Genomic DNA, 14,019 nt, shown 5'->3' on the forward strand with positions numbered 1-14,019 from the left:
GTTCATTTTAGCCTATTTGCATGTATGATAGTAGCAGATAGAGCAGTAACTCATTTTTGGAATCGAGGTGCGCTATAATGAGAAGAATGAACATTGGTTTGCAAATGTATACGCTGCGCGATGAAACGGCACAGGATTTCCGCGGTACGCTCCGCAAAGTTGCTGAATTGGGTTATGAAGGCGTGGAATTCGCAGGTTATGGAGACATTCCGGCCGAGGAAATGAAAACGCTTCTTCAAGAGCTTGGCTTGAAAGCGATCGGCAGTCACGTGGGCCTGCATCTGCTTCGTGCAGACCTGCAGAAGGAAATTGATTACCTGAAAACCATTGGCGCTAAATATATGATGTGTCCATATGTGGCCGAAGAAGATCGTAAAGATGCCGAGGATTGGAAGAACCTCTTCTCCTTCCTGGAGGAAGTAGGGGCCGAAGCCCGCAAGCAGGGACTGATCTTTGGATACCATAACCATGCATTCGAATTCGAAGCCGAGGTTGATGGCCAGTTCGTTTTTGATGCGATGTATTCCGCAACGACGCCGGAAGCCGTGCAAGTGGAGATGGACGTATGCTGGGTACAATTCGCCGGACAAGATCCGCTTACCTACATTCCGAAATACGCCGGACGTCTTCCGCTGCTTCACCTGAAAGACTTCAGCAAGGATGCGGAAGGCAACATGAAGACGCTGGAGCTGAGCCAAGGCTCGGTTAACCTGCCGGGCGTCATTCAGGCTGCATCCGATGCAGGCACGGAATGGCTGATCGTCGAGCAGGACGTATGTCAGAACCCGCCGCTACAAAGCGTGGAGAACAGCATGAACTGGCTGAAGCAGAACTACCTGAACCAATTTTAATCTATAAGCAAAAAAGGAGACTTTCAATGAGCAAAATTAAAGTGGCAGTGTTTGGCTGCGGCGCGATCGCCCAGCGCAGACATATTCCTGAATACGCGAACAATGCTAACGTGGAGCTGGTTGCTTTTGCCGATCCGGTGAAGGAACGCGCCGAAGAGATGGCGGCCCAGTATGGCGGTAAAGCCTACGCAGACTACCAAGAACTGTTGAAGAACGAGAAGCTGGACGCCGTTAGCGTATGTACGCCGAACTATCTGCATGCTCCGATGAGCATCGCGGCTGCGAATGCCGGCCTTCATGTGCTGGTGGAGAAGCCGATGGCTACGACGGCTGAAGAAGGAGAGGAAATGATCGAGGCCGCCCGCAAGAACGGGGTGTACCTGATGGTAGGCCACAATCAACGCCTCATGCCTCCGCACGTAAAAGCGAAGGAGATTCTGGATTCCGGCAAGCTCGGCAAAGTGCTTACCTTCCGTACTTCCTTCGGCCACGGCGGTCCGGAGAGCTGGAGCCTGGATGGACGCGACAGCTGGTTCTTCCGCAAGGAAGAAGCGATTATGGGCGCCATGGGCGATCTCGGCGTGCACAAATCCGACTTTATCCGTTACCTGCTGAACGATGAGATCGTGGAAGTGGCAGGTTTTATCGGAACGGTCCATAAAGAAGGAACCGATGTGGACGACAACGCGACGTGCATCGTTCGCATGAAGAGCGGGGCCGTGGGCACGCTGATGGCAAGCTGGACGCATTACAGATCCGGCGATAACGGAACGGTATTGTGGTGCGAGAAAGGTGCCATGAAGATCGGTACCGTTAACGGCGACGAGGTGGTTGTAGAGCTGACCGACGGTACGGTGGAGACCTACAAGGTAGGCGCCATGGCAACCAATGAGAAGCAGGTTCCGAGCGGCGTCATCGACGCGTTCGTCGAATCCATTCTCACGAACACGCCGCCTAGCATTTCTGGTGAGGAAGGACTTCGTTCCTTGAACGTGATCCTGGGTGCATTCGAATCCCAAGAGACCGGTAAAATCGTGAAGCTGTAATAAATGCGAGTAGAGGGAGGCCGTATGCGTACGGCTTCCTTTTGTTTGTACTGCAAATCAAAGCAAGGCATAGCTTAGGAATGCAAAAAAACTATTAAAAAGTCCGCTCTGCCATCTTCATGGAGAGCGGACTTTTTAATATGGATTTTACTTGGGCATACGCGTTGTCCGATACATCCCATCCACCTTGATGCTATCACCGTCCTCCGCGACGGGAATGAAGATCGGTCGTTCATCCGGCGTGCGGTTCGGGGTATGCACGGTCAGCATCAGCTGGCCGTTCCAGGTACGGAACATCATGCCGTGCCCGCCGTCGCTGGAATATAAAGGTTCGGGTTCTTGGAGCCAAGGCCCGCATAGCTTGCCGGTTGGCGACTTGGCAACGCCGAGCGCGTATCGGCCATCCACAAAGCTGGCCCATAATAGGAGCAGATTCCCCGACGTTGTTCGAAACAGAAACGGGCCATCCGTCACATAGTTGCCCGATCCGGGAAAACGGGGCGAGTGGAACGGCGTGGCCCAAGCGGCTTCGGAGGCTCGGAACAGGGTTACGGGCTCCGAGGCGGCCTCCGTGAGATCGGGACTCAGGCGCATGGCGCAAATCTCGCCGTCGCCGACCTGCTGCCACTCGTGGCAGAACACCATCCACGGCTGATCCCTTTCGTCGACATAGAGCGTGCCGTCCAGGGAACTCCAGTCGACAGGGGTCACGGGCCCATCGCTATGAAGGGAGAAGGGTCCTGTCGGCTGTTCAGCCGACAGCACCGCAGTGCCCAGCAGATCGTTATCTTTTCGGCGGAAGGTGGCAAACATGATGTAACGCCCGTGGTAATAGTAGACTTCGGGTGCCCAGAAGTTCACGTCCGCGAAGAAATCGTCCGGTTTGCGAAAGACCGGATAAGGGCCTCCCCAATCGATTAGATCCCGGCTGATATAGACATCGAAGCCGTTTCCTTCCTTCCATATATTTTTGTCGGTGCTGCCGTACATGTAGTATGTTCGCTGTGTCGGATCAGGCAGTACGTAGGGGTCCCGAAGCTGAATGTCTGCAGTTTTCACGCTTAAGCGTTCACCTCCTTCAATTAACGATAGCTAGGATAGATGATGCCGATATCCCTCTCCGTCTTCAAATCTCCGTCTGAATACTGCTGCATTTCATTGCCTTTGATCCGGATCGGAATGGATGTGCCTTGATAGCGGAGCTCGCCTTCAATAATTCGCGCGCTCATGCCGATCACGCCCTCCAATTGTCCGCTGCGGTCCGCGACCAGCCGAATCCCGGCGGGCCCTTGAATATGAACGCGGCCTTCCCGGTATACGGTGACGTTGTCCGGGGTATTCACCAGTTCGTAGTGCAGCCCGTTCACAGTTCGGCTATAGGCCGTGTTGCCGGCGACTTCTTCGCCATGGTCCATATCGACCGGAAGCAATCCCGTAAACCACAGTCGATCCGATCCGATCGGCATGATGCCGCAGAGCCGTTCCACGTAATCCAGCAGGCACAGAATGGAAGGGGAATACGCCTCGGTAAAGCCCTCTGCACCTGTCCAAGGGCTCAAGGTTTGCGGGAAGCGCTTCGCCTTGGACAAGGCTGACAGAATCGGTTGCAGCACCCAGGTCAGCTCGACATAGCGGTGATGATGTTCAAAGGCATGCGGCGCCCGGATCAAGCTCAGGAAATTGGACGGCCCGCCCCAGCTGTTGTAAGAGGAGGACGGATCGAACCGCGGGTCGTCCATTGCGATGGACGTAAACGGATATTTGGCGAAGAATTTGCCGGTATTCAGCAAATACCGCCGCAGCATGTTGCCAAACAGCTCGGCGTCGCCCACCTCGCAGGCCATCACGCGCAGCAGCACGTCAGATTGGACCCGGACCAGTTCGTCGTTCCGATCCCGGTCATAGAAGAATTGATCGTCTTCGTCATAACAGTAACGGAAGAGGCTGTCCAGGCTGGCTTCGGCTTTGGCCCTCCAATCGGCTCCGGATTCGCCGAGCTCTTCGGCCATGCGGGCCAAATACATGCGCTGACAGTAGATGTTGGCCGTCAAATCCGGTGCCAGGAAGGGCAGAACCGGGGAGTCCGGGTGGAAGGCTGCGGCATCGTTCCTATAAGGCGTGTCCGGAACATGCCAGAACCTTGGCGACAGATCATGCCCGGTATCAAAGGTACTGAAAGCCTCCACGCAGCCGGTTCCCCGGGTGTTGCGGTAACGCGCGATCCAATCGTCGTAACGCGACATGGCTTGGTACATGGTCTTCAGGAAGGAGAGGTCCCTTCCATGAAGCTCATAGTGGTTCCAGACGCAGCGCGCCAGCGGCGTGACGAGCTGGATCTGGCGGAACGAAGGGCCGTTCTCCGTCAGTTTATAAGGGAGCAGCCCATCCTCTCTTTGCTGATCGGCAAAGGCGAGGTAGGTTGTTTCCGAGACCGAGGGAATCAGTCGCGATAGCAGCTCCGCATTGATGGTGCCGGTGCTCTCCAGCCAGCAGCCGAGATAGATACCGCCCTCCTGCAGAATCGGATCGCTGCCGTTCATCGGCACGATGCAGGTCAGCAGCTTCTCCAGCGCGGTATAATAAGCCGTTTCCAGCCGTCCGCCCGATGCCGCGAATCGGACGCCTGTCGCCTGCCACTCCTGCAGCAGCTTCCGATCTTCCGGTTTGCCCGGCTGCACCCGATCCGGTATCGAAATCCGTCGGAGCCGGTCCAGCATAGCTTCTGTCATGTCCGCCTCCTTGAAAGCTTTGTCATTGATTCGATTCAAATATGCGCACGGTGCCATTGTAGAAGTCCGCAACGGCCTGCTCGACGTTTTTCCGGCCGAAACCGATCTCCTGGGTCGTCGTCTGGGCCAGCTTGGAGAACTCGGCGAATCCCGGCGGATTATAACTCACGTCAAAAGGCTCGGTCTTCGTGGCTTCCGATACGAGGCTCGTATAATTGTACACAATCTCTTCCACAGGACCCGCTTCCTCCTGAAGAAGGTTGCGGTTGGCTTCCGTCACCGGCACGCCGCGGTCGTTGCCGAGGATTTTGGCCGCTTCGGGATCGTTGATCCAGAAGTCCATGAGCGTGGCCACTTCCTTCGGGTGCTTGGTGTTGGCATATCCGGATAGTCCTTGGCTGGACTCGAATACCACGCCCGTACCCTTCGGACCTCTAGGTACCGGATGGAGGATGAGCGGATCTTCCGTCAGGCTCTGGAATGCGGCCAGCTGATTGGAAGGGAGGAGGCTCATGGCTGCTTTACCCGTAATCAACAAGGATTTGCTGGTATCATCGTGCGGATTGGACACCTGAAGTTCAGGCGTAACGACACCGCCGGCCTTCGAAGCCTGTTCCCAATACTCGAACCATTCCTGAATGTCTTCCTTCGCGAAGCCGAGCTTTCCGTTCTCCATATCATACAGCTGTTTTCCGCGCTGCTTCAGAAAGATATCCATTCCGTCGACGGTGAAATTATAGGTACCGTATACGCCGTCGCCAAGCTTATCGGACAATTCTTTGCTGATGGCGGCAAAGTCCTCCCAATCCCAATCCTGCTCCGGCAGAGGAATGCCTGCCTTTTCGAACAGTGCCTTGTTGATGACGATTCCCCGGGCGTTTGCGCCGGCCGAAATATGCTGCAGCTTCCCATCCAGCCGGCCGTATTCCACCATGGTGGCATCCATGCCGTCCAGCTTCAGTTCGCTTCCGACATACGGATCCAGGTTCAGCAGCACATCTTTTTTGGCATAGTCCACCACGTTTCCGCCCAGGAAGAAGATATCCGGCGCGGTGCCGGAAGCGAGTTGGGTGTTCAGCTTATCGAAATATCCGGAGGAAGGCGAGAATTCGCCGACGATTTTGATGTTCGGATGTTTACTCTGGAACACCTTCAGGGCTTCGTTCGTAATATCGGCCCGTTTCTGGTCGCCCCACCACATCAAACGCAGCTCGACCTGGCCGCTCGGCTCGGCCCCTGCGTCCGCATTCCCGCCTTCTCCCGTGTGATCCGTTCCGGAACAGGCGGTGACGAATAATAGGAGCGAAGCCAACATGCCAACGAAACATTTCTTCAACATGGATAATCCCCCAGTCTAATCATAATTGGTTCATTTGCAGCACGCCCTCGCACGTCGGCAGGCAGCTTCTGAGGCTACTTCAGGCCGGTTGTGGCAATGCCTTCGAGAAAATACCGTTGAAACACCAGAAAAATGATCGTCACAGGCAGCAGCGATAGCGTGGACATGGCGAGCAGCGCCCCCCAATCCGATTGCCCCGAAGGATCGAACAGGGATCGGATCCCCAGCTGTACAGTGAACAAATCAATCTTGCTTAAATAAATCATCTGGCTGAAGAAGTCGTCCCAGCTCCAGATGAAGGTGAAGATGGCCGTCGTAATCAGCGCAGGGACGAGAAGCGGCACCACGATGCGGAAGAAGATCTGCGATTGTCCGCAGCCGTCGATGGTCGCGCTCTCGTCCAGCTCCCGCGGAATGCCGCGGATGAACTGAACCATCAGCAGAATGAAGAAAGAGTCATGCGCCAGCCATTTGGGCAGGATGAGCGGGAAATACGTATTGATCCAATGAAGCTCGTTATACAGAATGTATTGAGGCACGAGCGTTACGTGGTAAGGCAGCATAATCGTCACCAGCATGATGCTGAACCACAGGCCTTTGAATTTGAACTTCAATCGGGAGAAGGCGTAGGCTGCCAGGGAACAGGAGACGATGTTCCCGATGACGCTCATGACCGAGATCAGCACGGAGTTGCCGAAGAATCGGCCGAAGGAAATGCCTTGGAGCCCGCTCCAGCCGTTCACGTAATGATCCAGCGTGAAGGCAGTCGGAATGAGGCTGCTGTTGGTGAAGATAAGATGATTCGGTTTAAACGAGCTGAAGACGAGCCACAGCACCGGATACAGCATGAGCAGGCCGAGGAGGATAATGGCGGCATGCCTCCCGGCTTGAACCAGTCGTCGCTTAAGCGGCATATCCATTACCTCCCTTCCTGGTTATCCCCGTAGAAGACCCAGAATTTTGATGTAAGAAAAACGATTCCGGTGAACACCCCGATGATGACCAGCATGATCCATGCCAGTGCCGAGGCATAACCCATATCGAAGAACGAGAAGCCTTTCAGATACAGGTACAAGGTGTAGAACATCGTGGCGTCGAGCGGTCCTCCCCGCCCGTCTCCGATGACGTAGGCCGGCGTGAAGGCTTGGAACGAATTGATCATGCTCATGATCAGATTGAAAAAGATAACGGGTGACAGCATCGGCAGCGTGATGCCGAAGAATTGACGGATCTTTCCGGCACCGTCTACGCCGGATGCTTCATATAAATCAGTCGGAATCTGTTTTAGACCGGCAAGGAAGATGACCATGGCCGATCCGAACTGCCAGACGGACAGCGTGATAATCGTATACACCACATAGTCGGGGTGGGCGATCCACGAGGGGCCCGTGATGCCGAACCAGCCGAGGAACTGATTGACCAGCCCGCTGCCGTCAAAGATTTGGCGCCAGACGATGGCAATGGCAACGCTGCCTCCCAATAGAGAGGGGATGTAATACACGGTCCGGTAAATGCCGAGTCCGCGGATGCCCTTGTTCAAGGCCATGGCGATCAGCAGCGCGAACGCAAGTCTCAGCGGCACGGACAAGAACACATAATAGAACGTTAGCCACAAGGATCGTTGAAACGTATCGTCTTCGGTAAAAATCTGGACATAGTTGCTGAGTCCCGTCCAAGTCGGCGATGACAGCAGGTTGAATTTGGTCATGGACAAGTACAGCGATGCGATCATCGGCCCCAGCGTCAGACAGAAGAAGCCGATGAGCCAAGGCAGAAGAAACAAGTAGGCTGTCTTATTCTGCTGGCCGTATAAGGGCTTGGACAGCTTTCTCATAATGTGCCTCCCTTCAGGATGAATGAGCATGGGCGGTTACCTGATGGCCTGAAGCGCTTACAATCGGTATGTCGGTGCGCCCGGTAAACACATCATACCGGGGGAGGAGAGAGGGCGGAATCTCATTTCTTCGGATCATCGTGTTCGATTTTTTCGGATTGAGACAGTCGGAACTCGGAAGGGCTTTGATTGAACATTTTTTTGAATTTGGAGCTGAAATAGCCGGGTGAAGAGAAACCCGTCAGCTCGGCTATGTCCCATACCGTCAATCGGGTCTCCTGCAGCAGGCGTACGGCGTGTTTCATCCGAACCTCCGTAACGTACTGGATGAACGAGACCCCAGCCCCTTCCTTGAACATTTCCGAGAAGTAGGTAGGGTGGTAGTTATACTGCTCGGCCAGCGAGGTCAGCGATAATTCCTGCATATAATTTTCCTCGATATACCGCTTGGCGGATTCAATCAGGGTAGCGTCTCCGTCTCCGGATTCTGTGAGGTTGTCAACAAAATCCTGTGCCCACTGCATCAGCAGGCGTTCCGCCTGCTCCGGGGTCTCCAGCCATAACACCCATTCGGGTGAAATCCATAGAGGCCCCGCTCCCCGTGAATGCCGTATGTTGTCGAAAGCGGCGGATTCCATAATCAGCGTGATTTGAAAAAGGCTCCGTACCAAGCGGGCAGGCGATAGCCGGAATGACTCGCCCAGCTCCCTCCGGATGATGCTGCGGAAGGATTCCAATTCGCCCCGGATCAGGCAGCGATGAAGCGCGCGGCTTGTTTCGTCCGGCAGCAACGGACTTTGGTCGGTTACGGGTGCCTGATCCGGTCCGTTCTGGCGTCCTGCCAGATTCCAGGCCAGGAGGGAGTGGATATAACCCTCTTTCCAGCGCTCAAGCCCCGACACGGGCAGCCCTAATCCTACCTGCACCTCCACGGTTAAATACGAGGATGCCTGCGCGACGAGTTTATCCGCGAATGCATGTTGAATGCCGTCAAGCGCAATGAAATGCATGATACCGGGATGAGCTGCGTCATGAAACACTTGAACGCCGCCCGGATAAGATTCGGCGATTTCATGGCAGACCATTTCAAACGGAAGGCGGAGCTGCTCGGGCGCTCGGCCTTCGGGTGCTTTCTGCATGCCGGATTCCCTCATGCCCGCGGTGATGAAGCATACGCGGCCATCCTGCCAATCCTCCAGGTGAAACAGTCGAATCCGTTCCGTCATGGAGGCGGGGGGCAGGCGGTCGCCGCGCACGAGATCCAGCAGGAAGCGTTCCTTCATTTCTTTGTAATATTGGGATAGCCGCCACTGCATCATTTCCGAATCGTCCCGTACCTTGCGGTTCTTATCCAATTCGTGTTTGATTTTGCTTAAGGCGGATTTCAGGTCGTCCCGGGCAACGGGCTTCAGCAAGTAGTCCATGGCCTGGCTGCGGACGCCCGCTCTGGCGTATTGAAAATCCTCGTATCCTGTAATAATGATGATCTGGATGGTCGGATTGTGGCTCCGGCAAACGTCCAGCAGCTGGACGCCGTCCATGACAGGCATGTTCATGTCGGTAATGAGCAGGTCATACGAATGGGATTTCAAGAGCTCTTCAGCTTCCAGGCCGTTCCCGGCCTCCCCCGAAATGGCAAAGCCCATGCTTTCCCAGTCGACTTTCAACTTCAGCCCTTCGCGAACCTCGATCTCGTCATCTGCGATCAATACGTTGTACATGATATTCCTCCTGTACCGGTAGAATCAGTTCGATGCATGTGCCGGCTTCGCTCCCGTTCCGAATATGAACGGCAAATAAGTCGCCGTAATGCAAGCGGCAGCGAGCAATCACGTTGCCGAGTCCAATGTGCCAGCTCTCGCTTCGGAGGATCGGCTCCAATTGGGAGGCCGCCGCGGGATCCTGGAGCTTGCGGATGATCTCGGAGGGCATGCCGGGACCGTTATCCGCGACGCGGAGAAACAGGCGGTTGTCCTGCCTGCTGATTTGGATGTCGACCTGTGCCGTGGTTTGATGCTGAAAGCTGTATTTGACCGCATTCTCGATCAGCGGCTGCAGAATGAACTTGATCATCACCAGCGAATCCAGCCGGCCTTCCTCGTGGATGGAGATGTCGAGTTTATGCCCGAAGCGGGTTTGCAGAATGGAGATATAGTGGCGGACATAAGCCAGTTCTTCGGTTAAGGGGACCCGGTCGTCGCTGGTATTCATGGAGAAGCGCATCATTTTGCCCAGGTCCTCGATCACCTGCACGGTATCGTCCGTCCGGCGCTGCATGGCAAGACTGCTCACCAGCTCCAGGGTGTTAAACATGAAGTGGGGATTGATCTGCATGAGCAGCGCTTTATATTCCGCCTGCTGGCGGAGCAGCTTCAGCTCGAATTCGTTCTGGATATGCTGCCGCAGGCGGCTGATCATATAGCGGAAGGTGGAGATGACGTAACTGACCTCGCTCTTAACGTTTTTGTCAGGAGGCAGAACGGACTCGGCCTGGTCGAAGGCTCCGCGCTGCACCTGCCTCATCGCCAGCACCAGACGAGTTAAAGGCTTGGTGACGCCATAGGAGAGCCATGCGGCGGCAAACAGGGAGACCAGGATCAGAACGACGGTAACCAACAGAATGGTACTCTGAAGCTTGTGAAGAGAGGAGTACAGCTCCTTCTCCGGCGCCAGGCCGGCCAGCATCCAGCCGGTGCGCCCCAGTTTCTTGTAAACCAGAATGTCCCGCTGCCCCTCATCGTTGGTCAGATAGACGACGCCCGATTTCAGCGGGCCGTTTCGAATGCGATCGATCTCCGATAGAGCTCCGGCACCGAGTTCATGCGCCTGCTGAGATAGAATCGGGCTTCCTTGCTCATTCAGCAGAAAAATCGTGCTGTTCTTGGCCAAATGGATCCGGCTGAGCGGCTCCAGAAAATAAGACTCGCTGACGTTAACCTTCATCACGTTTTGCGCCGTGGCATGATGGAAGGTCCCGATGGGCATCAGCAGGCTGACGACGGGATTGCCGTGATCCCGGACGCGTTCATGCTGGTCCGTATGCGCTGGCAGCCAGCGGTCTCCGGACGCGAAGAAGTTCGTGTACCATGATTCCCGCAAAAAGGCAGGGTCGGTTTCGACTTGGTTCTCGCCGCCGATTCGAAGCCCGCTGCGCCGGTAGATGGATACGTCGGAGATACTGGTGTAGCTGTTGGTCGCTTGGGTCAGAAATCGGCTCATCGCAAGATTGGCCAGCATTTTCTCCCCTTCGGGCAGCAGCGGATCGCCGATGGCGTTATCCCAGTTCTTGGCCGTGTCACTGTTAAAGACCAGGGAAGCGACGTCATAAATCTGCATCTGGACCATATCCACGTAGGAACCGTATTCCTCCATCTTTTCAAGGGCCGAGGATTCGATGTAGGAGCGGATCACGGTGCGCGATTCCGTAAACAGCAGGAAGGAGAGCGTGCCGAAAGAGAGGACGAAGAGTGCGACGATAAAGGCGATCAAACGGCTTTTTAATGAGAAGAACATCCATTTCCTCCTTTGCGAAAAGCGGATTTCTAGGCGGTCTGCGACATGTGAAAAAAGGCTGCGCAAAATACGCAGCCTTTGAAGGAAAAATGCTTGGAGCAGCCGTGTACGGCTTAGAAACGAACCAAATTACCGATTCGTACAGGCATGCCGGTGGCGATGGCGCGGTTGGCTGCAATTCCTGTCAGTATGGATCTCGCCCCATCGATATGGTTGGCCGCGCGGGCATAAGGATCTTCCACCGGTTCCCCGAACAGATCATTCAGCAGCACCGGGTCGCCTCCGCCATGTCCGCCCTGCTGCTCCTCGACGTGAACCTCGTACGGGGCATCGAACATCGGAAGCACCCGCAGCGTTTTCCCGATTAACGCGCCTTCCAGGCTCTTGTCGCCCAGTGAATTGACGTAGGATTGTTCGACGATGTTCATCTCGATCCGGCCTTTGGTGCCGTTGATGGCGATGCGATAGCCTTCCCACGGCTGATAAGCGACCAGCGAATACGTTAATATGGCCTTATTCTGATATCGCACGAGGACGCCCATCGTATCCTCAATGTTGATGCCGTCCCCGAATACGCTTTGATCCCGCTGGTAGCCGTCCTCCGGCTCGGCATCCAGGTACATGGCTTTGAGATGCGCATCGGAATCCAGATGGAGCGCGAAAGGGTCCTCCTTGGCAACTGGGTTGCCGGTGGCGCGATTGTAAAACTGCGTAACGCCCCGTGCTTCGGCATTCTCTCTACCATAATACATGAGATCGCCGAATGCGAAAACGGTTTCAGGATGGGAACCGATCCAGAAGTTGACCAGGTCGAAGTGATGGGTGGACTTATGAACGAGCAACCCGCCGCTGTTCCGCTTGTCCCGATGCCAGCGCCGGAAGTAATCCGCGCCGTGGCGGGTATTCAGCAGCCATTCGAAATGCACCGAGGTCACCTGGCCGATGGTATCATTCATGATCAATTCCCGTACCTTGGTATGGTGGGGGGCGTAACGGTAGTTGAAGGTGACCCTGATGTTCTGTCCGGTCCGCTTGGCGGCATCCAGGATGGCCTGGCATTTTTCCTCGTCGATCGTCATCGGCTTCTCGGTCACGACATCGCATCCAAGCTCCATCGCGCGGATAATATACTTGTGATGGGTCCGGTCGATGCTGGTCACGATCACGTAGTCGGGCTTCTCGTTCTCGATCATCCGGTCGAATTGGTCCGCCGGGTAGGTAGGCACCTCGGCGTATTTATATTTTTCCCGCAGCAGCTGATTCGCGTAATTCATGCGGGTTTGATTGATATCGCAAAAGGCAGCAAGCTCGGATTTGTCGCGGAAGTTTTGGGCCAGGGCGCCATAAAAAAATTCGGCGCGGCCGCCGGTACCGACCAATACATAACGTTTCTTGTCACTCATCTCTATCGCCTCCTTGAATATAGCTCTAGCCTATAACAAGGGAGCATTGCTTTCGCCGCATTTCATGCGTAATCGCTTTCAAATACCGCATATTTTGCTATAATCCAAGAAAAGGGGGCAGCCCGCATGACCAAGCCTTTTCGAGCAGATTATCATGATCCCACCGGATATTTGAGCATGGAGTATGACCGCCGCATTGGCTATTTCTCGATGTCGGCCGACCATCTCCACGATCATTATGAGCTGTATTACCTGTTATCGGGCGAGCGGATCTACTTCATCAAGGATCGCTCCTACAGGGTTCGGGCCGGTGATCTTGTCTTCGTGGACCGGAATGCCGTTCATAAGACGCTGGACAGCGGCCGGCCCGACCATGATCGCCTTGTCCTCTATATAAACCCGGAATTGTTTGCGGATTTGGCCGTACCGCCTGAGCTGGCCGAAGGGTTGAAGGAGCCGTTCGGTTGGGATGTTCCCATTCTAAGGCTTCCTTCGCCAGCGAGTGAAGCGGTGGAGCGAATGGTCGGCGACATGGTGAATGAGATGATCCATCCTCAAGCGGGAAGCAGCTGGCTGCTTCGGCACCGAACGGTCGAATTGCTGCTCTTCGCCTACCGCAGCCGGCATTTGGGCATGGTTCGTTCCGCCGATACGGAGCCGGTCCTTCATCCGAAGACCCAGGCGGTCGTCCGGTATCTTAACGACAACTACCGGCAGGCCTTAACGCTGCCCGAGGTAGCGGAGGCGTTCCGGATCAGCCCGCACTATCTCAGCCGGCTGTTCAAGCAGACGACGGGATTTACCTTCAGCGATTATCTCAACCTGCTTCGGGTCAAGGAAGCGCAGCGTCTCCTGCGGGAGAGCGATGATTCCATCACGGATATCGCCTGGCGATCGGGCTTCAGCAACTTCTCCCATTTCGGGAAGATGTTCAAGCGGACGGTTCAGCTGTCTCCGAGGGCATACCGGCAGCAGTATCGAATGCGAAGCTAGAGGAATATGGCTGTGTCTTCTTTCTGGTTCACTAGAAAAAGCTGAAATAAAATAGATAGTCTCTATTTTATTTCAGCGAGGATGTGAGGGGATTTGTAATTGAACTTGAAGAGAAAATGGATCGACTTAACATAACTAATGACGGATTAAGCTTACTCGGAAAGACGAAAAAGAGATTGCTGCTTAGGTTCGTCTTGATCGAGAGTTTAGATGGTCTTCTTGTAATAAATAATCTAATAGAATATCAAGATAATGTTTTATATACTCTGTTAATTCAATTCGCTCATATTGCAATTCACGTATAGAGACGA

11 protein-coding genes are annotated in these 14,019 nt (G+C 54.7%); 3 read left to right on the forward strand and 8 right to left on the reverse strand.

Annotated features, from left to right (window positions below; translation table 11 throughout):
• Positions 1–77 precede the first annotated feature (77 nt).
• Both MHH82_RS02360 and MHH82_RS02365 read left to right on the forward strand, forming a co-directional pair.
• A complete protein-coding gene (locus MHH82_RS02360; RefSeq protein WP_012818676.1) occupies positions 78–851 on the forward strand; it encodes a sugar phosphate isomerase/epimerase family protein in 774 nt (257 codons plus the stop codon).
• Positions 852–877: 26 nt separating this feature from the next.
• On the forward strand, positions 878–1,897 hold the full coding sequence (locus MHH82_RS02365) for a Gfo/Idh/MocA family protein (protein WP_340962924.1): 1,020 nt from the start codon (positions 878–880) through the stop codon (positions 1,895–1,897).
• A 147-nt stretch (positions 1,898–2,044) separates the two neighbouring features.
• On the opposite strand, the gene MHH82_RS02370 is transcribed toward MHH82_RS02365, so the two are convergent.
• The 8 genes from MHH82_RS02370 to MHH82_RS02405 all read right to left on the reverse strand — a co-directional run bounded on the left by MHH82_RS02370 (position 2,045) and on the right by MHH82_RS02405 (position 12,715).
• Positions 2,045–2,956, reverse strand: coding sequence for a glycoside hydrolase family 43 protein (locus MHH82_RS02370; RefSeq protein ID WP_251500618.1), 912 nt, complete (start codon positions 2,954–2,956; stop codon positions 2,045–2,047).
• Positions 2,957–2,979: 23 nt separating this feature from the next.
• On the reverse strand, positions 2,980–4,626 hold the full coding sequence (locus tag MHH82_RS02375; RefSeq protein WP_145040115.1) for an MGH1-like glycoside hydrolase domain-containing protein: 1,647 nt from the start codon (positions 4,624–4,626) through the stop codon (positions 2,980–2,982).
• 22 nt (positions 4,627–4,648) lie between these two features.
• The gene (locus MHH82_RS02380) at positions 4,649–5,965 is read right to left on the reverse strand and encodes an ABC transporter substrate-binding protein (RefSeq protein WP_145040113.1); all 1,317 of its coding nucleotides are present in this window, start codon (positions 5,963–5,965) and stop codon (positions 4,649–4,651) included.
• Positions 5,966–6,039: 74 nt separating this feature from the next.
• Positions 6,040–6,879, reverse strand: coding sequence for a carbohydrate ABC transporter permease (locus MHH82_RS02385; protein WP_145040111.1), 840 nt, complete (start codon positions 6,877–6,879; stop codon positions 6,040–6,042).
• A gap of 5 nt (positions 6,880–6,884) precedes the next feature.
• Positions 6,885–7,799, reverse strand: coding sequence for a carbohydrate ABC transporter permease (locus MHH82_RS02390; RefSeq protein WP_009595490.1), 915 nt, complete (start codon positions 7,797–7,799; stop codon positions 6,885–6,887).
• Positions 7,800–7,921: 122 nt separating this feature from the next.
• Entirely contained in the window at positions 7,922–9,520 is a 1,599-nt protein-coding gene (locus MHH82_RS02395) for a response regulator (protein WP_340962929.1), read from the reverse strand.
• Positions 9,495–11,312, reverse strand: a complete 1,818-nt coding sequence (locus tag MHH82_RS02400; protein WP_251500624.1) for a cache domain-containing sensor histidine kinase — start codon at positions 11,310–11,312, stop codon at positions 9,495–9,497. Before MHH82_RS02400 ends, MHH82_RS02395 begins: the two co-directional genes overlap by 26 nt.
• Before the next feature lie 113 nt (positions 11,313–11,425).
• Positions 11,426–12,715, reverse strand: coding sequence for a Gfo/Idh/MocA family oxidoreductase (locus MHH82_RS02405; RefSeq protein WP_251500627.1), 1,290 nt, complete (start codon positions 12,713–12,715; stop codon positions 11,426–11,428).
• Positions 12,716–12,841: 126 nt separating this feature from the next.
• On the opposite strand from MHH82_RS02405, the gene MHH82_RS02410 reads away from it, so the two are divergent.
• Complete coding sequence (locus MHH82_RS02410) at positions 12,842–13,708, forward strand: AraC family transcriptional regulator (RefSeq protein WP_009595482.1); 867 nt, start codon at positions 12,842–12,844, stop codon at positions 13,706–13,708.
• The last annotated feature ends 311 nt before the right edge of the window (positions 13,709–14,019 follow it).

This window comes from Bacillus sp. FSL K6-6540 (assembly GCF_038007545.1).